Here is a 24,170-nt window from a genome sequence, read left to right on the forward strand (position 1 = left end):
TGATGACCTCACGAGTGATGAGGGGTTCTCCGTATCAGCCGCGATGGCGCTCAATGTGCCGAGGAAGCGGCTCGAAGCCAGCGACCTCGTCGCCACGCACCACGGCATCCGGGTATCTGCTCGGAGCGTCGCGCCACGTGACCTCGATCTGAGCCTCGTTCGAGCGCGCCTCGGGCCCGGGCAAGTGCTTGCTGAAGCCTCGGGCGCTCGTTGTTGGGGGCTTCCGCTGCCCTGGAAGCTCGAGGTCGAGATGATCACCCACGTCGCAGTCGAGCAGCCCGCACATCCGCCGACCGGGAAGCTGATTCGCGGATATCGCCTGGATTCCAAGCGGTTCGTGCTGGCAGGCCTGTTGGGCATCCCGACCCTCGCGCCCGCGGCCCTCCTGGCGCAGCTTGCCGCGCGCCTCACCCTCACGCAGGCGGTGGTGTTCGCGGATGCACTCCGCACGTCGTTCGAGCACTACCCGGGTCGAAGCCAGCTCGCCCCGGGGCGACGACTCTCCGCTCCGCGCTTGAGCTCTCGAGGTCAGGATCGGAGTCTCCGAAGGAAACGCAGCTCAGGCTGCTCATCATCGGCGCAGGGTTCTCCGAACCTGTCATGCAGCGCAGTCTCTCCGTGCCCGGACACGGAAAAGCGCGCATCGATCTCGCCTACGTGCGCGAGAAGATCGCCATCGAGTTCGAGGGTGAGGGGCATTTCAAGGGCGCGGCCTCAGCGCGAAGGGATCTGGCGCGCACGGAGGCACTGCAGCGAGCCGGAGGGCGAAACGCCGGGCAGTGATCGGCGGGCGCGGGGGCNTGTGGTGTGTGGTTCGGAACATGATTGGTTATCCATAGTGTTTCGGCGGTCATAGCGAGAGGGAAACGCCCGGTTACATTCCGAACCCGGAAGCTAAGACTCTCAGCGCCGATGGTACTGCAGGGGGGACCCTGTGGGAGAGTAGGTCACCGCCGGACTTCTTCATAAGCCGGGGTTGGTTGTTGAGTGAGCAGAGATGCTCCTCGATGACCAACCCCGGCTTTTTTTCATTCGCCACCAACCGCGACAACACAACGCAGCGCCGAAGTACCCCGGCGGCAGCACAGGGCACGTCCCTGAGCTCCGGAGTGCTGTGACGTAGGCTGGGTGGCGACGCAAGCGTCCAAGGTGAGGCGCATTCATACAAGCACGACAACAATTCGACAGCGCATCCCGAGGAGCTATTCATGGACGCAAACGACAACGAGCGGCGAAACCCGAGCAACGAACGCGGATCCGGCAACCGCCAGGAACGCAGCGGCCAGGATGGGCGACGGGATGCGAACTCCCGCGGCGGCGACCGCAAGCAGTTCGGCGACCGCAAGCCCTACACAGGCAGCGGCGACCGCAACCAGGGAGAGCGACGCAGCTACAACAACCGTGACGACGGCCAGCGTGGCGAGCGCAAGTCGTACCCGCCCCGCGATGGTGAGCGGAAGTCGTACGCGCCTCGTGATGACAGCCGTGGCGAGCGCAAGTCGTACCCGCCCCGCGATGGTGAGCGTCGTTCCTTCAAATCCCGCGATGACCGCGGCGACAACCGTGGTGAGCGCAAGTCCTACCCTCCCCGCGATGGTGAGCGGAAGTCCTACGCCCCTCGTGACGACAACCGTGGCGAGCGCAAGTCGTACCCGCCCCGCGATGGCGAGCGGAAATCCTACGCGCCACGTGATGGTGAGCGTAAGTCGTACCCACCGCGTGACGGTGAGCGTCGTTCCTTCAACTCCCGCGATGACCGCGGCGACAACCGTGGTGAGCGCAAGTCCTACCCTCCCCGCGATGGTGAGCGGAAGTCCTACGCCCCTCGTGACGACAACCGTGGCGAGCGCAAGTCGTACCCGCCTCGTGATGGTGAGCGTCGTCCCTTCAACTCCCGCGATGACCGCGGCGAGCGCAAGTCGTACCCTCCCCGCGACGGCGAGCGGAAGTCCTTCGCACCCCGCGATGACAATCGCGGTGAGCGGAAGTCCTACCCGCCTCGTGATGGTGAGCGTCGTCCCTTCAACTCCCGCGACGACCGCGGCGAGCGCAAGTCGTTCCCGCCCCGTGATGGTGAGCGGAAGTCGTACGCTCCGCGCGATGACAGCCGTGGTGAGCGGAAGTCCTACGCTCCTCGTGACGACAGCCGTGGCGAGCGGAAGTCGTACCCACCCCGTGACGGCGAGCGCAAGTCGTTCCCGCCCCGTGATGGTGAGCGGAAGTCCTACGCTCCTCGTGACGACAGCCGTGGTGAGCGGAAGTCCTACGCTCCTCGTGACGACAACCGTGGCGAGCGCAAGTCGTACCCTCCCCGTGATGGTGAGCGGAAGTCGTACGCTCCTCGTGACGACAGCCGTGGTGAGCGGAAGTCCTACGCGCCCCGTGACGGTGAGCGGAAGTCGTACCCGCCCCGTGACGGTGAGCGGAAGTCGTACGCTCCTCGTGACGACAACCGTGGCGAGCGCAAGTCGTACGCGCCCCGCGATGACAACCGTGGTGAGCGGAAGTCCTACGCGCCCCGCGACGACAACCGTGGCGAGCGCAAGTCGTACCCACCACGTGACGGTGAGCGGAAGTCGTACCCTCCCCGTGACGGTGAGCGGAAGTCGTACCCTCCACGTGACGGTGAGCGGAAGTCGTACCCTCCACGTGACGGTGAGCGGAAGTCGTACCCTCCCCGTGACGGTGAGCGCAAGTCGTACCCTCCCCGTGACGGCGAGCGACGCTCATCCGGTCCCCGTGGCGACAGCCGTGGCGGACGCGACGATCGTGGCTTCTCGGGTGGGCGCGGACGTCCGGCGCCTGAGCGTCCGGAGCTGACCGAGGAGGAGCTGCTCGCGCGTGAGCTCCGCCCCGTTCGGGCAGAACACATCGACCCGATCGTTCCCGACGAGGTCAGCGAGTCCGATCTCCCGAAGGGTGCCCGCAACGAGCTGAAGACGCTCGAGGCGACCAACCAGGAATTCGTCGCCAGGCACCTCGTGATGGCATCGGTCCTCATCGACAGTGATCCCGAGCTCGCCCATCAGCACGCCGTCTCGGCGGCGCGCCGCGGCGGACGTATCGCCATGGTGCGCGAGACCCTCGCCATCACGGCGTACACGATCGGCGACTACGCGTTGGCGCTTCGCGAGCTGCGCACCTACCGTCGCATCAGCGGCAAGGAAGACCAGCTGGCGCTCATGATCGACAGCGAGCGCGGCCTCGGCCGCCCGGACCGGGCCCTCGAGCTCGGTCGCGCCGCCGATCGCACGGGTCTCGGCCCGGCCGAGCTGGTACAGGTCGCTATCGCCATGTCAGGTGCGCGTCTCGATCAGGGCGCCGCCGAGCTCGCGCTTGCCGAACTCGAGATCCCCCAGCTCGACCCGAAGCGTGCCTACTCGTACAGCCCGGCCTTGTTCGCCGCCTACGCGACGGTGCTCGAGGAACTCGAGCGCAGCGCAGAAGCGGAGCGGTGGACGGCCCTCGCCACCAGGGCACAGGACGCTCTCGACGCCGTCAAGCACGACGAGCACGAGACGATCGAAGTTGTCACCGAAGGCGAGTTCCCCCCACTTGAGGAGGACCAGGTCGACGAGGACGGGATCGGAGCCGAGGACGAGATCGTGGGCGAAGGCCCGACGAGCGCTGTCGAAGGCTCGGGAATCGTCGCCGATGGCGAATCCTCTGAGGCCGCGGAGTACTCGCGTGACGAGGACGACCTCGAAGCCGAGGTGGATGAGTTGCTCGCGGCGGCCGGTGACACGGTCGCAGCTGAGCCCGCACCTGAGGCTGAGGCTGAGGCCGACGTCATCGACGAAGCCGCTGCCGTGCTCGACGACGAACTGGTCGCCGAGGTCGAGGAAGAGGCGGACGAGATCGTCGCTGAAGCCGAGGCGCTGGATGGGGTTCAGGAAGAGGCTGACGAGATCGTCGCCGAGGCGGAGACTGCCGACGAGGTGAAGGAAATCGAGGAAGAGGCTGACGAGATCGTCGCCGCTGCCGAGGATGACCAGGATCTCGAGACCGGCGAGCACGAGATCGACGAGCACGAGAGCGCGCCTGTCGCCGTCGACGTCGAGCTCGACGTCGTCCCGGCGCCTGCTGAAGCTGAGGTCGCATCGGAGTCAGACGCTGACACCGCGCCTGCCGATGATGCATCGGCGGCTGATGTTAGCGACGATGAGAACAGTGACGACGAGAACGACGACAACGAAGACGAGGAGAAGAAGCGCAAGGGCGACGAGCCCGAGCCCCTCTTCGACCTGTGATCGGACGCGGGGCGGCGGAATCACTCCGCCGCTCCGCTCCGCGACCGCCCGCAGCGCTTGCAGCGCGCCAATCGCGTCGATCCTGCCTGGGTCGACGGCAAGATCCCCAGAGTCAGGCTGCCGAAGCCGACGAGCTGAGAGAGACGAGAGATCCTGATGGCTTTGTTCAAGAAGAGCACCGGAACCGGGCCTTCCCCGCTCGACGGCGTGGACGTGGTGCTGGCGGACTTGGATGGCGTCGTCTACCGCGGACCGAACCCGGTGCCGTACGCGGTGGAGAGCCTGAACGCGCTTGCGCCGGCCGGTCTCCGTTCTGGGTACATCACGAACAATGCCTCGCGGACCGACGAGCAGGTCGCGCAGCATCTGCGCGAGCTGGGGCTCACACTCACGGCAGAGGACGTCGTGACGAGTCCGCAGGCGGCGGTGCGTCTCCTCGCTGACCAGGTGGCCCCCGGCGCGCTTGTGCTCGTCGTCGGTGGGGACGGTCTCATCGACGAGCTCGCGAAGGGCGGATTCCGCGTGACGCGATCCGCGGACGACGAACCTGACGCGGTCATCCAGGGCTTCGCGCCGCACGTCGGCTGGGAGCACCTCGCGGAGGCCTCGTTCGCGCTCGCACGGGACATCCCGTGGGTCGCGACGAATCAGGATTGGACGATCCCTGTCGCTCGTGGCATCGCCCCGGGCAACGGAACGCTGGTGTCGGCCGTGCATACGGCGGTGCAGAAGCTGCCGCTCGTCGCCGGGAAGCCGGAGAAGGCGATCTTCGATGAGGCGGTGCGCCGCTTCGACGCGAAGCAGGCGCTGTTCATCGGCGACCGACTCGACACCGACATCAAGGGGGCCTCGAACGCCGGCATGGCCTCGGCGTTCGTGCTCACGGGCGTCGACCGTCCCAAGCAGCTCATTGCAGCGCCCCCCGGTCAGCGTCCCGACTTCATCTTGAGCGACCTTCGCGAGCTCTCGCAGCCGTACCCGAAGGTCGTCAGCGAGCGTCCACAGGCCGAAGTGGCCGTTGCGCGCGTCGGAGACGCGCAGGTCACGGTGCGTGGCATCGACGTCATCGTCGACCGCGCCGGATCCTCGCCCATCAACCTCCTCCGTGCTGGGTGCGCGGCGATCGCGGCTTCAGAGAAGCTCATCTACGCGCTCCGGGTGCCGGAGGTGCTGTACTTGGAACTCGCGTCGTGAGCGTCGACGCAGGCGGGAGCGGCGACGCGGAGCTCGCCCCCGAGCTCGATCGCATCGCGTCCCTGCCCGTCTCGGAGCGTGCGGCAGAGTTCTCGCAGCTGCACCAGCAGCTGGGGGAGCTCCTGGAGAGCACTCCCGTGCAGCTCTTCGACGGGGACAGCGCGTGAACGGTCCGATCACGAGCCCCGAGGGCGGCCCGCTCAAGCGCCTCGACACCGAGCTCACCCAGCGTGGGCTCGCGCGCAGCCGCACGGCCGCAGCGCGTCTCATCGAGGCCGGCCTGGTCTCCGTGAACGGTGTGCAGGCGAGCAAGACGGGCCTTCGCGTCGCCGACCACGACGAGCTGACGATCGCTGGGGGAGATGACTTCGTCTCACGCGCTGCGCACAAGCTCGTCGCAGGTCTCGACGCGGTACCGACGCTCGACCCCACTGGTCGAGTGGCGCTCGACGTGGGCGCATCCACCGGCGGCTTCACGCAGGTGCTGCTCTCTCGCGGCGCACGTCACGTCGTGGCACTCGACGTCGGGCACGACCAGCTGGCGCCCTCGGTGCGCGATGATCCTCGCGTGTCGAACCTGGAAGGCGTCAACGCCCGGTTCGTCGACGCCGAGCAGCTCAACGAACTGCTCGCGGCGGCGGAATCGCCCGTGCGCTCCGCCGATATCGACCTCGTCGTCGGCGATCTCTCATTCATCTCCCTGACCAAGGTGATCGCCCCCATCCTGGCGATGGCGCCCGGGACCGTCGACGCCGTGCTGCTCATCAAGCCGCAGTTCGAGGTCGGGCGTACGGGCGTCAAGGGCGGCATCGTCCACGACCGCAAGCTGGTCGCGCCCGCGCTCGAGCGGGTGCTCTTAGAAGCCGCCAGTTGCGGGCTCGAACTCGTCTCCCTGCGGCCGTCTCCCATCGTGGGAACGCACGGGAACTCAGAATTCGTCGCTGTCTTCCGCACGTCGAGAGGCTCGAGTCCAGCGGATGCTGACAGACTCGACACTCTGCGGCGAGCCATCGTCGAAGCGGAGGACTTGGAGGCAGATCGATGAGCGGGAACTCGAAGCGGCGGATCCTCGTCGTCAGCCACGTCGCACGCGAAGACGCCATCGAGGCGGCCATGACGGTGCTGCAGCTGCTCGACGATGCCGGTGTCGTTCCCGTGCTCGAGCCTTCGACGCACCGCGAGCTGCTGCGCCTCGACAGGAACCGGGTGCCCCGGACGACCATGGCGCTCGGCGATCAGCTCGCGGCCGACGAAGTCGAGATCGCGATCGTGCTCGGGGGCGACGGCACCATCCTGCGTGCCGCTGAACTGGTGCGCGATGCCGGGGTCCCGATTCTGGGGGTCAACCTCGGTCACGTCGGCTTCCTCGCCGAGAGTGAGCGAGACTCGCTCGCGGACGCCGTCGGACGAGCCCTCGATCGCGACTACGAGGTCGAGGAGCGGATGACGCTCGACGTCCGGGTCACGCTCGGCGGCCAGACCGTCTACGAGACCTGGGCCCTCAACGAGGCATCCATCGAGAAGGCCAGCCGTGAGCGGATGCTCGAGCTGGTTCTCGAGGTCGACGGGCAGCCGCTGCTCAGCTTCGGCGCAGACGGCGCGATCTTCTCGACTCCGACTGGCTCCACCGCCTACTCGTTCTCCGCGGGCGGTCCCATCGTGTGGCCGACAGTCGAGGCGCTGCTGCTCGTGCCGATCAGCGCGCACGCCCTCTTCGCGAGGCCCATCGTCGTTGGACCGAGCTCGACGCTCGCCGTGGAGATCATTCCCCGCACCGGCACGCCGGGTGTGCTGTGGTGCGACGGGCGACGCACCTACGACCTCACGGCGGGCTCCCGCGTGACGGCAACGCGCGGAGGCGCCCCGATCCGGCTGGCGCGACTCCACAGTGCGCCGTTCAGCAAACGACTTGTCGAAAAATTCCAACTCCCGACTTCAGGATGGCGAGGACCCGCACGCGCATGATTCTTGACATCGACATCTCCGGCCTCGGCGTCATCGAACGCGCCGAGCTTCCCCTCGGCCCCGGCTTCACCGCGATCACGGGGGAGACCGGCGCAGGCAAGACCATGATCGTCACAGCGCTGGGCCTGCTCCGCGGCGGGCGCGCCTCCGCGGACGCGGTGCGATCGGGCGCGAGCAAGGCAGTCGTGGAAGGGCGCTGGCAGCTCAACGCCGACAGCGCTGCAGCGCGCCTCGCGGCAGACGCGGGCGCAGAGCTCGACGAGAACGACGAGCTCCTCGTGGCCCGCCAGGTGAGTGCCGAGGGGCGGAGCCGAGCCTGGCTCGGCGGGCGCGGGGTGCCAGCCTCGATCCTCGCCGACCTCGGAGAGCGCCTTGTCGTGGTGCACGGGCAGAGCGACCAGTGGCGGCTTCGCAGCGAGGGTGCGCAGCGTGCCGCGCTGGATGCGTTCGGTGGCGCCGAGCTGCGCAGCGCGCGCACCGTGGTTCGCGAGGCGCATGTTCGCCGGGGGGAGCTGCGCGCCGAGCTGCAGACGCTGAGCGATGCTGAGGCCGAGCGCGAGCTCGAAGCCGCCCGACTGCGCCGAGCCCTCGCCGACATCGAGCCGGCCGAGCCGCAAGCGGGGGAGGACGTGACACTTCTCGCCCGCATCGAGCGGCTCTCCAACCTCGAGGCGCTCCGGCGCGACGTCGGCCAGGCGCACGAGCTCCTCGCCGGTGACAGCTCCGCAGGCTTCGGCGGACAGGGCGGCGCGAGCTCCACCGAGCTGGTCTCGCAGGTGCGAGCCCTCATCGACAGCGCGACAGCAAGCGACCCCGCATTGGGCGAGCTCGGACAGGCGGCGGCTGACATCTCGTTCGCGATCGACGAGCTCGGCCTGCGCCTCGCCAGCTACCTCGACGGACTCGAAGCCGAGGGAAGCGGTGAACTGGCGGAGCTCAACGAGCGGCTCACGCTGCTCACGAGCCTCACACGAACCTACGGACCGACGCTGGACGACGTGATCGAGCTCGGCTCCCAAGCGGGCATGAAGCTGCTGGAACTCGAGAACGACTCGACGCGCATCCAGCAGCTCGAGACCCAGATCGCCGAGGCGGAGGAGGCGCTCGCCGCCGCGGCTGCGCGCCTCACGGAACTGCGGACCGCGACGGCTGCGGTGCTCGAGGCGCGCGTCACGGAGGAGCTCCACGCGCTGGCCATGCCGGCAGCCCAGCTGACCGTGGCGATCACCCCGCTCGACGAAATCGCGGCCCACGGCGGCGACCGGGTCGCGTTCATGCTCCGTCCGCATCCAGGAACCGAGCCGGCCCCGCTCGGCAAGGGCGCGTCCGGCGGCGAGCTCTCTCGCGTCATGCTCGCGCTCGAAGTCGTGCTGGCGGACGTGAGCTCAGTGCCGACCCTCGTGTTCGACGAGGTCGACGCCGGCGTCGGCGGGTCCGCGGCCATCGAGATCGGGCGCCGCCTGCAGCGGCTCTCCGCGAACGCTCAGGTCATCGTCGTCACGCACCTGGCGCAGGTCGCGGCGTTCTCGGACAACCACATCAGCATCGAGAAGTCGAGCGACGGACAGTTCACGACCTCCAGCATCCGCCGGATCAGCGGCGCAGACCGGACGCAGGAGATCGCCAGGCTCCTGTCGGGACTCTCCTCCAGCGAGACCGGGAACGCCCACGCAGAGGAGCTGCTCGAGCTCGCCGCGGCGAATCGCACAGCGTCAGGCGCAGACGGATCGCGGTCCGTCGGCTAACATGGAATTCCGTGACTAGCGCAGATATCCCAGTTGCGGGAAACGACCAGGCCGTTGTCAAGCAGATCTATGTGACCGGGGGCGTGGTCTCCTCTCTCGGCAAGGGCTTGACCGCTGCCAGCTTGGGCAACCTCCTCAGGGCCCGAGGCCTGCGCGTCGTCATGCAGAAGCTCGACCCGTACCTCAACGTCGACCCGGGCACCATGAACCCGTTCCAGCACGGCGAGGTGTTCGTCACCAACGACGGGGCTGAGACCGACCTCGACATCGGCCACTACGAGCGCTTCCTCGACGTCGACCTCGCGCAGTCGGCCAACGTCACGACCGGGCAGATCTACTCGAGCGTCATCGCCAAGGAGCGCCGCGGCGAGTACCTGGGCGACACGGTCCAGGTGATCCCGCACATCACCGACGAGATCAAGCGACGCATGCGCCTCCAGGCCAGCGAGGAGCCTCGCCCCGACGTCATCATCACCGAGGTCGGCGGCACGATCGGCGACATCGAGTCGCAGCCATTCATCGAGTCGGCCCGCCAGCTGCGCCATGAGCTCGGACGCGACAACGTGTTCTTCGTGCACGTCTCGCTCGTCCCGTTCATGGGGGCCTCAGGCGAGCAGAAGACCAAGCCGACCCAGCACTCGGTCGCGGCTCTCCGCTCCGCGGGTATCCAGCCGGACGCGCTCGTGCTGCGCAGCGACCGCCCGGTGACCGAGAGCAACAAGCGCAAGATCGCCCTCATGTGCGATGTGCCGGAGCGCGCGGTCGTGAATACCATCGACCTGCCGTCGATCTACGACATCCCGCGCGTCCTGCGCGATCAGGGACTCGACGAGTACATCATCGAGCAGCTCAAACTCCCCGCCGAGCCCATCGAGTGGAGCGCCTGGGAGCGCCTGCTCGAGGTCGTCCACCAGCCCAAGCATCAGATCACGGTCGGCCTGGTCGGCAAGTACATCGACCTCCCCGACGCCTACCTGTCCGTGACCGAGGCGCTGCGGGCCGGCGGCTTCGCGAACCAGACGCGCGTCAAGCTGCGCTGGATCCCATCCGACGAGTGCGAGACGGCAGAGGGCTCCGCAGCACAGCTGAGCGACGTCGACGCGATCTGCGTGCCAGGCGGCTTCGGCATCCGCGGCATCGAGGGCAAGCTCGGCGCCCTGCGCTTCGCTCGCGACAACCGCATCCCCACGCTCGGGCTGTGCCTCGGCATGCAGTGCATGGTCATCGAGTACGCACGCAACGTCGTCGGCATCAGCGACGCGAGCTCGTCCGAGTTCGACCCGGAGACGCCGAACCCCGTCATCGCGACCATGGCCGAGCAGGTCGACATCATCGAGACCGGCGACCTCGGCGGCACGATGCGCCTCGGGTCCTACCCGGCAGCCCTCGATGAGGGCTCCATCATCGCCGAGCTCTACGGCTCGACCCTCGTCGAGGAGCGCCACCGTCACCGCTACGAGGTGAACAACGCGTACCGCGATCAGATCTCGGATGCGGGCCTCCACTTCTCGGGACTCTCGCCGGACGGCACCCTCGTCGAGTACGTCGAGCTGCCGCGCGAGGTGCACCCGTTCTACGTGGCCACGCAGGCGCACCCCGAGCTCAAGTCGCGCCCCAACAACGCGCACCCGCTGTTCTCCGGCCTCGTCGCCGCCGGCCTCGAGCGTCAGCGCTCCGGTCGCCTCGTCGACGTCGAGGAGAGCGTGCAGGACGTGGACCAGGTCCAGCAGTGACCTCGTCCGCTGAATCGGGGCCCTTCGCCGACGCGGTCGCGGAAGACACGGTGCTCGAGTCGAGCGTCGTCTTCCGCGGCGCCGTCTGGGACATCGTCCGCGAGCGGTTCCGTTTCGGCGGAGAGGTGCTGACGCGGGAGTTCATGTCGCACACGGGAGCGGTTGCAGTGCTCGTGCTCGATGACGCCGACCGCATCCTCTTCATCCGCCAGTATCGTCACCCGGTCGGGCGGCGCGACTGGGAGTTGCCGGCAGGGCTCCTCGACGCGCCCGGCGAGGACCCGCTCGACGCCGCGAAGCGCGAGCTCGGCGAGGAGGTCGACCTGCTCGCGGACCGCTGGGATGTGCTGCTCGACCAGTACACCTCGCCGGGGGGCAGCAGCGAGAACGTGCGGGTCTACCTCGCCCGCGGTCTCTCGGCCACTCCGGAGGCGTTCGATCGCACCGGCGAGGAGGCCGAGCTCGAGCAGCGCTGGGTTGCGCTTCCCGACGCGCTCGAGGCCGTCCTCGACGGCTCCGTGCAGAACCCGTTCGTCGTCTCGGGCGTCATGGCGCTCCACCTCGCGAAGGAACGCTCCTTCTCGACGCTCCGACCCGCGGACGCGGCCTGGCCGACCCGCTCGCCGGGGCGCCCAGAGTAGTCGGCCAGCCCATGGCCGCGGATCCGGTCGAGGCTGCGTCGGACGCGGCCCGCCTCGATACCTACCTCAGGCATCTGACGATCGAGCGCGGCCTCTCCGCCAACAGTCTCGGGGCCTACCGGCGAGACCTCGTCAAGTACCTCGACTGGCTCGAGCAGGGTGACCGCGGCCCGGTCGCGGCCGCGAAGCCCGAGGACGTCACCGCCTTCCTCGCGCACCTGCGCGACGGCGAGCAGCTGGCCGCCTCCTCCATCTCGAGGACGCTGTCCTCGGTGCGCGGCTTCCACCGGTTCCTGCTCGACGAGGGCGTGCTCGAGGTGGACGCCACCGCGCGGGTGCGCGCGCCGAAGCTGCCGTCACGGCTCCCGAAGGCGCTCACCGTGGCCGAGGTGGAGCGGCTGCTGCAGGCAGCAGACGGCGAGACGCTCGAGGCGATGCGCGACACCGCGCTCGTCGAGCTCCTCTACGCGAGCGGCGCGCGCATCTCCGAACTCGTCGACCTCAACGTCGATGACCTGCTCGAGCCCGGCATCCTCCGGGTGCGGGGCAAAGGCAACAAGCAGCGCATCGTGCCGGTCGGCAGCTTCGCGCAGCGAGCCCTCGACCGCTACCTCGTTCGAGCGAGACGCGAGCTCTCCTCGCGGGGGAGCGCAACCCCGGCGCTGTTCCTCGGCACGCGCGGTGCGCGGCTCTCCCGGCAGAGCGCCTTCAACCTGCTCGACGCGATCGCAGCGCGGGCGGACCTCGCCGGGCGCGTCTCCCCGCACACACTCCGCCACTCGTTCGCGACGCACTTGCTCGAGGGCGGAGCGGATGTGCGCGTCGTGCAGGAGCTCCTCGGCCACGCCTCCGTCTCGACGACGCAGATCTACACGCTCGTGACGGCCGACACGCTCCGGGACGTCTACGCGACGAGCCATCCGCGCGCCACCCTCGGCGGAGGCCAGGCCGGGGATAGGATGCAGAGGTCATGAGCGAAGAGACCATCGAATCCACTCCCCGCAGCGCAAGCGCGGTGTCGACGCGACTCTATAACCACTTCGACGTGCCAGAGGAACTCGACGACCACGGCCCTGCGCGCATCATCTCGATGTGCAACCAGAAGGGTGGCGTCGGGAAGACCACGACGAGCATCAACCTCGGCGCCTCGCTCGCGCTCTACGGCCGCCGTGTGCTCGCCGTCGACTTCGACCCGCAGGGTGCGCTGAGCGCGGGCCTCGGCATTCGCACCTACGACGCCCCGACGGTCTACGACCTGCTCATCGGCACGGTCAAGGACCCGCACGAGGTCATCCAGCCGACGGCCTTCCCCGGCCTCGACGTGATGCCCGCGAACATCGACCTCTCTGCTGCGGAAGTCCACCTCGTCACCGAGGTCGCGCGCGAGCAGATCCTCGCGAGTGTGCTGCGCAAGGTCTCGAGCGAGTACGACGTCATCATCGTCGACTGCCAGCCCTCGCTCGGCCTCCTCACGGTCAACGCCCTCACCGCCAGCCACGGCGTGATCATCCCGCTCGAGTGCGAGTACTTCGCGCTCCGCGGGGTTGCACTGCTCGTCGAGACCGTCGACAAGGTGCGCGACCGCCTCAACCCCTCGCTCGAGCTCGACGGCATCCTGCCCACCATGTACGACGGCCGCACCCTGCACTCGCGCGAGGTGCTCGACCGCGTCTACGAGGCGTTCGGCGACCGCGTCTTCGACACGGTCATCGGCCGCACCGTGAAGTTCCCCGACGCCTCCGTCGCCGGCGTGCCCATCGTCAGTTTCGCTCCAGAGCACACCGCGGCGAAGGCCTACCACCAGCTCGCGCGCGAGTTGGTCGAACGTGGCGCCGTCGCCTAGCACGCTGACCGCACGGGCCACTCCGGCCAGGCAGGGGAGCTCGGCCGCCGCCGACATCGAGGCGGCCCCGGACGCGGACTTCCGTGTCTCCCTCAGCAACTTCGAGGGCCCGTTCGATCTCCTGCTGACGCTCATCTCGAAGCACGAGATGGACATCACCGAGGTGTCGCTCAGCCGCGTCACGAGCGAGTTCATCGGGTACCTGAACGACCTGTCGACGCCGGAGGAGCTCGATCGGGCGAGCGAGTTCATCGTCGTCGCGGCAACGCTGCTCGACATGAAGATCGTCAGTCTGCTTCCGCAGGGCGAGTACGTGGATGCGGAGGACGTGGCGATTCTCGAGGCACGAGATCTCCTGTTCGCGCGCCTCCTGCAGTACAAGGCGTTCAAGGAGGTCTCCGCATGGTTCGCGGCAGCGCTCGGCGTCGAGGGGCAGCGCACGACGCGTGCCGTGCCCCTGGAGGCGAAGTTCCGAGAGCGCATCCCGGAGCTCGTCTGGACGCTGTCCGCCGCCGACTTCGCTGCGCTCGCGACGCTCGCGCTCGCGCCACGAGAGATCCCGACCGTCGGCCTCACCCATCTCCACGCTCCCAAGGTGAGCATCCGAGAGCAGGCCCGCATCCTCGTCGCGGTCCTCCAGGACGGCGAACCGCGCACCTTCCGGGAGCTCGTCGCCGACGCCAGCGCTCGCGGTGTGGTCATCGCGCGCTTCCTGGCCCTCCTCGAGCTGTACCGCAGGGCCGCGTTGAGCTTCGAGCAGGAGTCCCCGCTCGGTGAGCTCATCGTGCAGTGGGACGCGCAGGACTGGGATGCGGCGCAGCTCTCGAGCCTCGGAGACGACGATGACTGACCTCACCGCGACCGAGCAGCCCTCCGATCGGGGCGAGCAGCCAAGCGTCGAGCTCGACCGCGCCGTCGAGGCGATCCTCTTCGTCGCCGACGAGGCACTGTCGCTCGTGACCATCGCCGGCGCCGTCAGCCGCCCCGTCTCCGACGTCCGAGCATCCATCGGCCGGCTCGTCGCCGACTACAACGGCGACCTCGGCGGGCCGGAGCGCGGCTTCGAGCTGCGCGAGGTGGGCGGGGGATGGCGGCTCTACGTGCGCGAGACGCTCGATGACATCGTCGCCGACTTCGTGCTCACCCGCCAGCCGTCGAGGCTCTCGCAGGCTGCGCTCGAGACGCTCGCGGTCATCGCCTACCGTCAGCCCATCACCCGTTCGCAGGTGGCGCAGGTCCGCGCTGTGAACGTCGACTCGGTGGTGCGTACTCTGGTAGCACGTGGCCTCATCGCAGAAGACGGCCACGATGACGTGACCGGGGCCATTCGCTACGTCACGACCCAGGCGCTTCTGGTGCACCTGGGACTCAACTCGCTCGACGAGCTGCCAAAGATTTCACCTCTGCTCGACGAAGGACAGGACGGATTCCATGAGTGATCAGCGAGGGCGCGCACCGCGCCACGGCGACACCGACCGCACCGCCGACGAAGCCGCGGCGCTCCGCCAGGCTGCACAGGCGCGACCGGAAGGTGGCTACTCGATGGACGATTTCGCCGACATCCCGCTCCCCGGCCGCGAGGTCGCCCCGGTGGAGGAGCGCAACGACGGCGTTCGTCTGCAGAAGGCGCTCGCGGCGGCAGGCGTCGCCTCCCGTCGTGTCTGCGAGCAGTACATCACGCAGGGACGCATCGAGGTCAACGGGGTCGTCGTGACCGAACTCGGGAGCCGCGTCTTCCCAGACCGTGACGAGGTCGCGGTGGACGGGACCCCCATCCAGCTCGACCCGAGCAAGCGCTACGTCCTTCTCAACAAGCCCACAGGCGTCGTCTCGACGATGCGCGACGAGCAGGGCCGCCCGGACCTTCGCGAGTTCACAAGCGAATTCGAGGAGCGGGTCTACAACGTCGGCAGGCTCGACATCGACACGAGCGGCCTGCTGATCCTCACGAACGACGGGGAACTCGCGCACGTGCTCGCGCACCCGTCCTTCGGCGTGGAGAAGACGTACATCGCCCGCGTCGAGGGGCGCGTGTCCGCGAAGGCCCTGCAGCGCCTTCGCCAGGGGTTCGAACTCGAAGACGGCTTCATCAAGGCCGACAGTGCGAGGCTGCTCGCCGATCAGCCGAGCCACACGGCGTCGCTCGTCGAGATCGTGCTGCACTCTGGCCGCAACCGCATCGTGCGTCGCATGCTCGAAGAGGTCGGGCATCCCGTCAGCGCGCTCGTGCGTCGGAGCTTCGGGCCGTTGAACCTCGGCACGCTGCGCGAAGGGGAGATGCGCGAGTTCACTACACTGGAACTCGGCCGCATCCTGAAGCTCGCCCGGCGAGCCGGTGAGCAGCGCGAGAGCGGTGCCCCCGCGCAGTCAGCAGCCCCCGAGCGCGGGCCGAAGCAGGGGAGAACCGCGCGGCAGGCGCCGTCTGCCCAGTCGAAAGGTCGTCGATGACGCCAACTCGAACCAACTCCCCGGTGCGGGTGGTCGGTGCCGGGCTGCTCGGCACGAGTGTCGGTCACGCGCTCCGGAGGCTCGGCGTCGACGTCCAGCTCGACGACATCTCGCCGTCGGTGCTCCAGCTCGCGGTCGACTACGGCGCGGGAACTCCCGCAGCTGATGCTGCCGGGGGAGAGCCACCCCGAATCGTCGTGGTCTGCGTGCCGCCTGACGTGACAGGGCAGGTCGTCGCGGCCGAGCTCGAGCGCTGGCCCGACGCCATCGTGACCGACGTCGCGAGCGTGAAGTCGGCACCGCTCGCCGAGCTCGTCGCTCGTGGAGCCGACATCAGCCGGTACCTCGGCTCGCATCCCATGGCCGGCCGCGAGACGGGCGGACCGCTCTCGGGCCGCGCCGACCTCTTCGTCGGGCGCCCGTGGGTCATCGCGCACCACGAGCAGACGAGCGTCTTCGCGCTGCAGGAGGTCGAAGGCCTCGCGCTCGACCTCGGCGCGACTCCCGTCGCCATGACGGCCCACGACCACGACCGTGCCGTCGCGCTCGTCTCCCACGTCCCCCAGCTGGTCTCCACGCTGCTCGCCTCCCGCCTCGTCGACGACGAGGACGGCGCGACCGCACTCGCAGGCCAGGGGCTGAGAGACCTCACGAGGATCGCCTCGAGCGACCCCGTCCTGTGGACCCAGATCCTCACCGCGAACGCGGCTCCGACTGCTGCGGTGCTCCGCAAGCTGCAGGCCGACCTCGACAAGGTCGCGGGCGCGCTCGAGCGCAGCCAGGAGCGCGGCTCCGGGCGCATCATCGCGGAACAGCTCGCGACCGGCAACGCCGGCGTCGCGCGCCTGCCAGGCAAGCACGGCTCCTCTCGACGCGAGTTCGACTCTGTCACGGTCATGATCGACGACAAGCCCGGCCAGCTCGCACGCCTCATGGGCGATGTGGGCGATGCGCAGGTCAACGTCGAGGACTTCCGGATGGAACACGCGCAGGCATCGAACGTGGGCCTCGTCGTCATCTCCGTCGTGCCGTCGGCAACGGCGAAGCTCGTCGAAGAGCTCGAGCAGCGAGGGTGGAGGATCGCCGCATGAGCGCCTCCACCTCACCGCTCGCCGCCTCCGTCGGGGGCAGCCCCCTCGTCGTCGCCGTCGACGGCCCGGCAGGATCGGGCAAGTCCAGCGTGTGCCGCGAGAGCGCGAGGCGCCTCCGCTTCAGCTACCTGGACACAGGCGCCGCCTACCGCGCGCTCACCTGGTTCGTCATCGAGCGCGGCTGCGACCTTGACGACACCGCAGCTATCGTCGCCCTCCTTCCGACCTTCATCGCCGAGTACCGCATCTCGCACAGCCCGGACGAGCGCTGGGTCCGCGTGGGCGCGACCGATGTCTCGGAGCGCATCCGCGACACCGCCATCTCCGGCGAGGTCTGGCGAGTTTCCCGGGTGCCAGAGGCCCGTGAGGCCCTCACGGCGCTCTTCCGGAGCACCATGGCCGAGACGGCAGCTGCCGGCATCATCGCCGAAGGTCGGGACATCACGACGGTCGTGGCCACGGATGCGCCCGTGCGCATCCTCATGACCGCGGACGAGGCCGTTCGCATCGCGCGCAGGGCCGGCGAGAAGGCGGGCGAGGCGGTCTCCGCGGTGGCAGCGTCCGTCTCAGCGCGCGATGCCCGCGACGCCAAGGTGACCAACTTCACCGAGGCCGCCGACGGCGTCACGGTGCTCGACACGACGAGGCTCGACTTCGAGCAGTCGGTCGAGGAATTCCTGCGAATCGTCGCCTCGGCGCCCGATTCGCACCAGACGACAGCACCGTCGCTGGCAGCCGCCCCGAGCGCGCTGTCAGACACGACAACACGAAGGAGTCACGATGACTGACGACCAAGGGAACAACGACGAGGCCACCCAGGCCTCCGATGAGTTCGACGCAGCAGGAGGCGAAGAGCTCGTCTCGCGCCTCGAAGGGCTCGACGAGTCCGTCGTCGAGCAGCGCACCAACGCGCTGCGCCAGAGCCTCGACGACTACGAGCTCGAGGAAGACGACCTCGAGGTGCTCCTCGGCGCCTCCGAGGACGGCGACGCCATCACGTACCTGCCAGCGCTTCCCGTGCTCGCGGTCGTCGGCCGACCCAACGTCGGCAAGAGCGCGCTCGTCAACCGCATCATCGGCCGCCGCGAGGCCGTCGTGGAGGACACGCCGGGCGTGACCCGCGACCGCGTCTCGTACAAGGCCGAGTGGAACAACCGCTGGTACACGATCGTCGACACCGGTGGGTGGGAGCCCGACGCGAAGGGCATCGACCTGTCGGTCGCCCAGCAGGCGGAGATCGCCGTCGAACTCGCTGACGCCGTGCTCTTCGTCGTCGACGCGAATGTGGGCCCAACCGCCACGGACGAGCACGTCGTGAAGCTGCTCCGCAAGACGGACCGGCCCGTCATCCTCGTCGCGAACAAGGTCGACGACGCCGTCCAGGAGCCGAACGCGGCGCAGCTGTGGAGCCTCGGGCTCGGCGAGCCATGGCCGGTCTCGGCAGTCCACGGACGCGGAGTCGCCGACCTCCTCGACAAGGTCATCGAGATCCTCCCCGAGGTCTCCAAGGTCGCGAAGGAGGAGATCGGCGGACCCCGCCGCGTCGCCATCCTGGGCCGCCCGAACGTCGGCAAGTCGAGCCTCCTCAACAAGGCCGCGGGCGAAGAGCGTGTCGTCGTCAACTCCCTTGCCGGCACCACTCGCGACCCCGTCGACGAGCAGGTCGAGCTGGGCGGCAAGATCTGGCGCTTCGTCGACACGGCGGGCATCCGGCGTCGGGTGCACCTGCAGCAGGGCGCGGACTTCTACGCGTCGCTGCGCACGACGGCAGCCCTCGAGAAGGCCGAGGTCGCCGTCGTCGTCCTCGACGTGACCGAGGCCGTCAACGTGCAGGACCTGCGCATCATCGACCTGGTGCTCGAATCCGGGCGCGCACTCGTGCTCGCCTTCAACAAGTGGGACATGCTCGACGATGAACGCCGCTGGCAGCTCGAGCGTGAGGTCGAACGCGATCTCGCCCACGTCGCCTGGGCACCGCGCGTGAACATCTCCGCCAAGACCGGCCGCCACCTCGAGAAGCTCGTGCCGGCCCTCGAACTGGCCCTCGACTCATGGGACACGCGCATCCCGACGGGCAAGTTCAACGCGTTCCTCGCGGAGCTCACGGCGGAGTTCCCGCACCCGCTCCGTGGTGGCAAGCAGCCGCGCATCCTGTTCGGCACCCAGGCGCAGACGCGTCCGCCGACATTCGTGCTCTTCACGACCGGCTTCCTCGACCCTGGCTACCGTCGCTTCATCCAGCGTCGACTCCGCGAGGTGTACGGCTTCGAGGGCTCGCCGATCATCACGAACATGCGTGTCCGCGAGAAGCGGGCGAAGCGCAGCTAGCGCGTCCGCCAGCGCCGAGGGGCCCGTTCCGCAGCTGCGGGACGGGCCCCTCGTGGCAAATTCAGCGCTTTTTTCCTCATTGTGAATACGGAGGTGCCCCTCGGCCCGGATTCCCGCACGTCAGGCAGCGCAGAACCGTAGGATTTTTCGTGAGCCTGGCTGTCAGGCGTGAACTTTCGACGTTGAGGGGTCCCATTCGATGATGGAAAAGTCCGAGAAGACGCAGCACGAGTGGCTGGAGAAAGTCGGCATCGCCGAGCGGATGATCCCGCTCATCGGGAACCTCTACCGCACCCGCAACGTCGTGACCTCCATCTATGGTCACCGCCTCATCAATCTCTCCGCGATCGACATCATCAAGGCCCACCGCTTCGCGCGCCGCATCAACGATGTCGAGCTGTCACTGGACGCGACGCTGCCCATCCTCGAGCGGCTGCAGGAGTTCGACCTCGGAACCGCCTCGATCGATCTCGGCGAGCTCGCGACCCGATTCGCGGCACAGTCGGAGGACCTCGACACCTTCCTCGCGAATCAGCTCCTCGAGGTCATCGGCACCGGCTCGCCAGACTCCGGCGCTGACGTCGTCCTCTACGGATTCGGTCGCATCGGTCGCCTGCTCGCCCGCATCATCATCTCGCACGCCGGCACCGGGCGTGGTCTGCGCCTCCGGGCCATCGTTGTGCGAAAGGGCAGCGACAACGACCTCGAGAAGCGGGCGAGCCTGCTGCGACGGGACTCCGTGCACGGCGCCTTCGCGGGGTCGATCTCCGTCGACCAGGCCGCCTCGACGATCCAGGCCAACGGCACCGTCATCAAGGTCATCTACTCGAACGACCCAGCCACCGTGGATTACGCCTCGTACGGGATCCGGGATGCCATCGTCGTCGACAACACGGGCCGCTGGCGCGACGCCGAGGGTCTCGCGCAGCACCTCCAGAGCCCCGGCGTGCGCCGGGTGCTCCTGACGGCGCCGGGCAAGGGCAAGCTCAAGAACATCGTCTACGGCATCAACAACGCCGGCATCACGGACGACGACCGCATCCTCTCGGCGGCGTCCTGCACGACCAACGCGATCACGCCCGTCCTCAAGGTCATCGACGAGCGATACGGTGTCGTGCACGGACACGTCGAGACGGTGCACTCGTTCACCAACGACCAGAACCTCATCGACAACTTCCACAAGGGAGACCGCCGCGGACGCGCCGCGGGACTCAACATGGTCATCACGGAGACCGGGGCGGCGAAGGCGGTCGCGAAGGCGCTCCCGCACTTCGAGGGCAAGCTCACCGGCAACGCCATCCGCGTTCCCACGCCGGACGTCTCCATGGCGGTGCTCAACCTGACGCTCGAGCGTCCGACGACTCGCGGTGAGGTGAACGACTTCCTCCGTCAGATCTCGCTCAGCTCCGTGCTCCGTCAGCAGATCGACTACATCGAGTCGAGCGAGGTCGTCTCCACGGACTTCGTGGGCACGACCCGGGCTGGCATCGTCGATGGGCTCGCGACCATCGCCGAGGGCAAGAACCTCGTGCTGTACGTCTGGTACGACAACGAGTTCGGCTACTCCACCCAGGTGGTGCGCATCATCGAGCAGCTGGGTGGCGTGCAGCCCCCGATCGTGCCGCACCGCAAGGAGCTGTCGCAGATCTAGCTCCACGCCGCGTCACGCAGCGAGACGGCCCCGTCCACCGGAAGGTGGACGGGGCCGTCTCAGCGAGCAGGGGCCGGCTACTTCAGCTCTCCGGAGCCCAGCGTGTCGGCGAGCGAGTGCTGCTCCTTGCCGAGGCGCGAGTTGCGGCGGCTGTAGAGGAAGTAGACCGCGAGGCCGATGACGAGCCAGATGGCGAACCGCAGCCAGGTGAGCGTCGACAGGTTGAGCATGAGCCAGAAGCACAGCACTGCCGAGAGGATCGGCAGGAACGGCGACCACGGCATGCGGTACGCCAGCTCACGGTTCGGGTACTTCTTGCGCAGCACGAGGATGGAGAGGCTCACGAGCACAAACGCGGAGAGCGTGCCGATGTTGATCATCTCCTCGAGCCAGTCGACGTTCGTGAGCCCCGCGAGGAGCGCGACCGCGATGCCGACGCCGATCTGCAGGCGGATCGGCGTCTTGCGCTTCTCGCTCGTGATGCTCCACGAGCGTGGGAGCAGCCCGTCGCGGCTCATCGAGAACAGCACTCTGGCGAGGCCCATGAGGAGCACGAGGATGACCGTCGTGAAGCCGAGGAGAATGCTGATCGAGATGATCTGCGCGGCCCAGTCGGCCCCCACGAGCACGAATGCCGTCGCGAGCGAGGGAGTCTCGGAGGCCGCGAGGTCGGTGTAGGAGACCATGCCCGTGATGACGAGGCTCACCGAGAGGTAGAGCACGGTCACGATGGCGAGGCCGAGGAAGATACCGCGGGGCAGGTTCTTCTTGGGGTTCTTGACCTCTTCCGCGCTCGTCGCGACGACGTCGAACCCGATGAACGCGAAGAACACGATGGATGCGCCGGCGAGGAGACCGAAGACGCCGTACATGCTCGGCTCGGCGCCGGACATGAAGGAGAAGAGCGACTGGTGCCACGCATCCGCTCCCGAGTCCTGCGCGGGCTGCGACGGCGGGATGAACGGCGTGTAGTTCTTCACGTTGACGAAGAAGGCGCCGACGACGATGACGAAGAGGACGGTCGCGACCTTCAGGATCGTCAGGACCGCGCTGACGCGGGAGGAGAGCTTGGTGCCGAGCGCGAGCAACGTCGTGAGGACGGCGACGATGAAGAACGCGGCCCAGTTCAACTCGAAGAGCCCGAAGATGCTGAGCTTCGGTGGGATGTCCCAGCCCCAGATGTTGACGACCTCCTGCAGGTACACGCCCCAGTAGCTGGCGATGACGGCGGAGGCGGAGAGCATCTCGAGGATGAGGTCCCAGCCGATGATCCACGCGAGCAGCTCTCCGAGTGTCGCGTACGTGAACGTGTACGCGGAGCCGGCGACGGGCACCGAGGACGCGAACTCGGCGTACGCCATGATCGCGAGACCGCACGTGACCGCCGCCAGGAGGAAGCCGATCGTGATCGAGGGGCCGGCGTTGTTGGCGGCCGCCTTCGCTCCGACGGAGAAGATGCCGGCGCCGACGGCAACGGCGACGCCCATGATGGCGAGGTCCCACACGCCGAGGGAGCGCTTGAGCGACCGTCCCTCGGAGTGCGAGTCCGCAAGTGATGCCTCGATGCTCTTCGTTCGCATCAGGCTTTCGAAAAAGCTCAAGGAGTTCCCCCAGGATTCTTGCAAGCGCGCGTGTGTACGCGCGCGCGAGTGGAGTTTACCTGTTGGAAACACGATGGTCGACGCCCTGATTCGCCGCTTTCGCTGGCGGTCTCACGGGGCACCAGGCATTAGCAGGAAGCAGCGAGGAGGGGTGTCATAGGGTTGCTCGCGAGTGGAGCCGCCGGGTCCACTGGTTTTCGCGAAGGAGGGTCCACATGCCTGACCTCGCCGAGGCGCCGGACGCGCTGCTCGTCGCCCGCGCCAGAGACGGTGACCAGCGCGCGTTCGAGGTGCTCATCCGTCGCCACTGGGGGCTCATGATCGCCACCGCGATCCGACTGCTCTCATCCCGCGCGGACGCCGAAGATGCGGTGCAGGACGCCTGCATCGTCGCCTGGAAGCGACTCGACCTCCTCCGCGAGCCCAGCGCTGTGCGCGCGTGGCTCGTGCAGATCGCGGCTCGCAAGGCGACCGACCTGCTCAGGAAGAGAAAGTTCGAGCAGGACATCGACGACGTCGAGGCGCCTGCCGCGAAGGATCTCGGGCCGTCGGCGCAGCTCGAGTTGAACGCCAAGCTCGATGCCGCATCCCGAATACTCGGCACGCTTCCTGAGCTCCAGCGTCAGTGCTGGGTCCTCAAGGAGACGGCGGGCTTCACCTACGCCGAGATCGCCGAACAGCTCGAAACGAACACCTCGACGGTGCGAGGGGCCCTGTCGCGGGCCAGGCTCGCGCTGCTGCGTGGAATGGAGGAATGGGCATGAGCGAAGACGACGAACCGACCATCGGCGCTGCGGGGTATACCCTCACGCAGCTCTCCGAGTACCTGGAAGCCGGTCGCGTGCCCTACAACGCCGACATCGAGAGCGACCCGGAGTGCGAGCGAGCGCTCGAAGCCCTCGAACGCGTCACGCGCGCCTCCCACGACCTCATCGAAGCCGAGTCGGCAGCGACACCAGGGCCGAGCGGAGCGTGGCTGCAGTCGATGCTGCGTGGCATCGCGACGGATGCTCGTGCAGGCCGCGAGATTCCGCTCACCTCGGTCGAGCCCGAGTTCGAGTTCTCGCAGAGCGAGGGCGTCGTGCGCGAGATCGTCCGGCGCACGGGGGATGCCATGGACGGCGTCCTGATCGGCCGCTGCGTCCTCGACGGCGACGTGACTGAGCCGGGTGCGCCCGTGCACCTCACGGTCTCTGTCACGGTTCTTGGCTTGAGGCCGCTGCATCCGCTGGCCGACCGCGTTCGGGAGGCGATCGCCGAGGCGCTCGCCGTCCACACGACCCTGCAGGTCACCGGCATCGACATCGTCATCGCCGACGTGAGGAGCGCCGAATGATCGACCGAGAGCGAATCGCCGAAGCCGTCGAGGCGGCGACCATCGGTGCCCCAGGGGTGGTTGAGCTCCTGCCCATCACGAGCATCCATCTGGGATCGCTGCACGTTGAGGTCGGCACGTCGGGCGACGCCACGACCGTCGCCGTCCGGGTGCGCGTCGAGGCGTCTATCCCTCAAGCGCAGATCCTGGAAGGTCTCGCCGAGCGCATCAAGGCGGCTGCGCTCGCCGAGCTTCCGCCCGGATCCGTGGTGCGTGTTCGGATCAGGGTGCACGCGCTCGCGGGTCGAAGCTGAGCCACAGCTTCGCCATAGGAAGGCCATAGCCCCGGGTTGGATGCTCAGTGG

General features: G+C 68.2%; 22 protein-coding genes and 1 rRNA gene. 22 read left to right on the plus strand and 1 reads right to left on the minus strand.

Translation table 11 applies throughout. The features are described from left to right. Positions 1-600: 600 nt before the first annotated feature. The 19 genes from GV007_RS15445 to GV007_RS15535 all read left to right on the plus strand — a co-directional run bounded on the left by GV007_RS15445 (position 601) and on the right by GV007_RS15535 (position 20,889). On the plus strand, positions 601-783 hold the full coding sequence (locus GV007_RS15445) for a hypothetical protein (RefSeq protein WP_160073954.1): 183 nt from the start codon (positions 601-603) through the stop codon (positions 781-783). A gap of 59 nt (positions 784-842) precedes the next feature. Then, positions 843-959, plus strand: a 5S ribosomal RNA gene (rrf, locus tag GV007_RS15450). A gap of 249 nt (positions 960-1,208) precedes the next feature. Then, on the plus strand, positions 1,209-4,250 hold the full coding sequence (locus tag GV007_RS19110; RefSeq protein WP_201297721.1) for a hypothetical protein: 3,042 nt from the start codon (positions 1,209-1,211) through the stop codon (positions 4,248-4,250). Between the two features lie 156 nt (positions 4,251-4,406). Next, positions 4,407-5,444 (plus strand): HAD-IIA family hydrolase, encoded by a 1,038-nt coding sequence (locus tag GV007_RS15460; protein ID WP_160073956.1) that lies wholly within the window; start codon positions 4,407-4,409, stop codon positions 5,442-5,444. Then, entirely contained in the window at positions 5,441-5,611 is a 171-nt protein-coding gene (locus GV007_RS15465; protein WP_160073958.1) for a hypothetical protein, read from the plus strand. Before GV007_RS15460 ends, GV007_RS15465 begins: the two co-directional genes overlap by 4 nt. Further along, positions 5,608-6,489 (plus strand): TlyA family RNA methyltransferase, encoded by an 882-nt coding sequence (locus GV007_RS15470; protein ID WP_236558535.1) that lies wholly within the window; start codon positions 5,608-5,610, stop codon positions 6,487-6,489. Before GV007_RS15465 ends, GV007_RS15470 begins: the two co-directional genes overlap by 4 nt. Further along, a complete protein-coding gene (locus GV007_RS15475) occupies positions 6,486-7,409 on the plus strand; it encodes an NAD kinase (RefSeq protein WP_104242281.1) in 924 nt (307 codons plus the stop codon). Before GV007_RS15470 ends, GV007_RS15475 begins: the two co-directional genes overlap by 4 nt. Beyond that, positions 7,406-9,154: a DNA repair protein RecN gene (gene recN, locus GV007_RS15480; protein ID WP_160073960.1), complete on the plus strand. Its 1,749-nt coding sequence runs from the start codon at positions 7,406-7,408 to the stop codon at positions 9,152-9,154. Before GV007_RS15475 ends, recN begins: the two co-directional genes overlap by 4 nt. A gap of 11 nt (positions 9,155-9,165) precedes the next feature. Continuing rightward, on the plus strand, positions 9,166-10,887 hold the full coding sequence (locus GV007_RS15485; RefSeq protein ID WP_236558536.1) for a CTP synthase: 1,722 nt from the start codon (positions 9,166-9,168) through the stop codon (positions 10,885-10,887). After that, positions 10,884-11,528, plus strand: a complete 645-nt coding sequence (locus GV007_RS15490; protein ID WP_104242279.1) for an NUDIX domain-containing protein — start codon at positions 10,884-10,886, stop codon at positions 11,526-11,528. Before GV007_RS15485 ends, GV007_RS15490 begins: the two co-directional genes overlap by 4 nt. An 11-nt stretch (positions 11,529-11,539) precedes the next feature. Next, positions 11,540-12,502 (plus strand): site-specific tyrosine recombinase XerD, encoded by a 963-nt coding sequence (gene xerD, locus GV007_RS15495; protein ID WP_160073962.1) that lies wholly within the window; start codon positions 11,540-11,542, stop codon positions 12,500-12,502. Then, entirely contained in the window at positions 12,499-13,371 is an 873-nt protein-coding gene (locus tag GV007_RS15500) for a ParA family protein (RefSeq protein WP_104242275.1), read from the plus strand. Before xerD ends, GV007_RS15500 begins: the two co-directional genes overlap by 4 nt. Continuing rightward, entirely contained in the window at positions 13,355-14,221 is an 867-nt protein-coding gene (locus GV007_RS15505; RefSeq protein WP_416362314.1) for a segregation and condensation protein A, read from the plus strand. The genes GV007_RS15500 and GV007_RS15505 overlap by 17 nt, the downstream gene beginning before the upstream one ends. After that, positions 14,214-14,810, plus strand: a complete 597-nt coding sequence (gene scpB / locus GV007_RS15510; RefSeq protein WP_160073964.1) for an SMC-Scp complex subunit ScpB — start codon at positions 14,214-14,216, stop codon at positions 14,808-14,810. Before GV007_RS15505 ends, scpB begins: the two co-directional genes overlap by 8 nt. A gap of 103 nt (positions 14,811-14,913) precedes the next feature. After that, positions 14,914-15,819 carry a pseudouridine synthase gene (locus tag GV007_RS15515; RefSeq protein ID WP_160074370.1) on the plus strand — a complete coding sequence of 302 codons (906 nt, stop codon included), beginning with the start codon at positions 14,914-14,916 and terminating at the stop codon, positions 15,817-15,819. Further along, on the plus strand, positions 15,816-16,910 hold the full coding sequence (locus GV007_RS15520; RefSeq protein WP_160073966.1) for a prephenate dehydrogenase: 1,095 nt from the start codon (positions 15,816-15,818) through the stop codon (positions 16,908-16,910). Before GV007_RS15515 ends, GV007_RS15520 begins: the two co-directional genes overlap by 4 nt. Next, a complete protein-coding gene (gene cmk / locus GV007_RS15525) occupies positions 16,907-17,698 on the plus strand; it encodes a (d)CMP kinase (protein WP_160073968.1) in 792 nt (263 codons plus the stop codon). The genes GV007_RS15520 and cmk overlap by 4 nt, the downstream gene beginning before the upstream one ends. Further along, the gene (der, locus tag GV007_RS15530) at positions 17,691-19,238 is read left to right on the plus strand and encodes a ribosome biogenesis GTPase Der (protein ID WP_104242269.1); all 1,548 of its coding nucleotides are present in this window, start codon (positions 17,691-17,693) and stop codon (positions 19,236-19,238) included. Before cmk ends, der begins: the two co-directional genes overlap by 8 nt. Positions 19,239-19,437: 199 nt before the next feature. After that, positions 19,438-20,889, plus strand: coding sequence for a glyceraldehyde-3-phosphate dehydrogenase (locus GV007_RS15535; protein WP_160073970.1), 1,452 nt, complete (start codon positions 19,438-19,440; stop codon positions 20,887-20,889). Positions 20,890-20,966: 77 nt separating this feature from the next. Here GV007_RS15535 and GV007_RS15540 read toward each other — a convergent pair whose 3' ends face one another. Continuing rightward, complete coding sequence (locus GV007_RS15540) at positions 20,967-22,469, minus strand: APC family permease (RefSeq protein WP_160073972.1); 1,503 nt, start codon at positions 22,467-22,469, stop codon at positions 20,967-20,969. 236 nt (positions 22,470-22,705) lie between these two features. Here GV007_RS15540 and GV007_RS15545 point away from each other — a divergent pair, with 236 nt between their 5' ends. Genes GV007_RS15545 through GV007_RS15555 form a run of 3 tightly spaced genes read left to right on the plus strand, consistent with a single transcriptional unit; the run spans position 22,706 to position 24,119 of the window. Then, positions 22,706-23,254 carry an RNA polymerase sigma factor gene (locus GV007_RS15545; protein ID WP_160073974.1) on the plus strand — a complete coding sequence of 183 codons (549 nt, stop codon included), beginning with the start codon at positions 22,706-22,708 and terminating at the stop codon, positions 23,252-23,254. Beyond that, complete coding sequence (locus GV007_RS15550) at positions 23,251-23,826, plus strand: hypothetical protein (RefSeq protein WP_160073976.1); 576 nt, start codon at positions 23,251-23,253, stop codon at positions 23,824-23,826. The genes GV007_RS15545 and GV007_RS15550 overlap by 4 nt, the downstream gene beginning before the upstream one ends. Then, positions 23,823-24,119 (plus strand): hypothetical protein, encoded by a 297-nt coding sequence (locus GV007_RS15555; protein ID WP_160073978.1) that lies wholly within the window; start codon positions 23,823-23,825, stop codon positions 24,117-24,119. The genes GV007_RS15550 and GV007_RS15555 overlap by 4 nt, the downstream gene beginning before the upstream one ends. The last annotated feature ends 51 nt before the right edge of the window (positions 24,120-24,170 follow it).

This window comes from Pseudoclavibacter sp. 8L (genome assembly GCF_902506465.1).
GTDB lineage: Bacteria > Actinomycetota > Actinomycetes > Actinomycetales > Microbacteriaceae > Pseudoclavibacter.

What these genes read in the sequence shown, in the direction of transcription:
- GV007_RS15445 (WP_160073954.1), top strand. Translation starts at nt 601, where the DNA reads ATGCAGCGCAGTCTCTCCGTGCCCGGACACGGAAAAGCGCGCATCGAT.
- GV007_RS19110 (WP_201297721.1), top strand. Translation starts at nt 1,209, where the DNA reads ATGGACGCAAACGACAACGAGCGGCGAAACCCGAGCAACGAACGCGGA.
- GV007_RS15460 (WP_160073956.1), top strand. Translation starts at nt 4,407, where the DNA reads ATGGCTTTGTTCAAGAAGAGCACCGGAACCGGGCCTTCCCCGCTCGAC.
- GV007_RS15475 (WP_104242281.1), top strand. Translation starts at nt 6,486, where the DNA reads ATGAGCGGGAACTCGAAGCGGCGGATCCTCGTCGTCAGCCACGTCGCA.
- recN (WP_160073960.1), top strand. Translation starts at nt 7,406, where the DNA reads ATGATTCTTGACATCGACATCTCCGGCCTCGGCGTCATCGAACGCGCC.
- xerD (WP_160073962.1), top strand. Translation starts at nt 11,540, where the DNA reads ATGGCCGCGGATCCGGTCGAGGCTGCGTCGGACGCGGCCCGCCTCGAT.
- GV007_RS15500 (WP_104242275.1), top strand. Translation starts at nt 12,499, where the DNA reads ATGAGCGAAGAGACCATCGAATCCACTCCCCGCAGCGCAAGCGCGGTG.
- scpB (WP_160073964.1), top strand. Translation starts at nt 14,214, where the DNA reads ATGACTGACCTCACCGCGACCGAGCAGCCCTCCGATCGGGGCGAGCAG.
- GV007_RS15515 (WP_160074370.1), top strand. Translation starts at nt 14,914, where the DNA reads ATGGACGATTTCGCCGACATCCCGCTCCCCGGCCGCGAGGTCGCCCCG.
- GV007_RS15520 (WP_160073966.1), top strand. Translation starts at nt 15,816, where the DNA reads ATGACGCCAACTCGAACCAACTCCCCGGTGCGGGTGGTCGGTGCCGGG.
- cmk (WP_160073968.1), top strand. Translation starts at nt 16,907, where the DNA reads ATGAGCGCCTCCACCTCACCGCTCGCCGCCTCCGTCGGGGGCAGCCCC.
- der (WP_104242269.1), top strand. Translation starts at nt 17,691, where the DNA reads ATGACTGACGACCAAGGGAACAACGACGAGGCCACCCAGGCCTCCGAT.
- GV007_RS15535 (WP_160073970.1), top strand. Translation starts at nt 19,438, where the DNA reads ATGATGGAAAAGTCCGAGAAGACGCAGCACGAGTGGCTGGAGAAAGTC.
- GV007_RS15540 (WP_160073972.1), bottom strand. Translation starts at nt 22,469, where the DNA reads ATGCGAACGAAGAGCATCGAGGCATCACTTGCGGACTCGCACTCCGAG.
- GV007_RS15545 (WP_160073974.1), top strand. Translation starts at nt 22,706, where the DNA reads ATGCCTGACCTCGCCGAGGCGCCGGACGCGCTGCTCGTCGCCCGCGCC.
- GV007_RS15550 (WP_160073976.1), top strand. Translation starts at nt 23,251, where the DNA reads ATGAGCGAAGACGACGAACCGACCATCGGCGCTGCGGGGTATACCCTC.
- GV007_RS15555 (WP_160073978.1), top strand. Translation starts at nt 23,823, where the DNA reads ATGATCGACCGAGAGCGAATCGCCGAAGCCGTCGAGGCGGCGACCATC.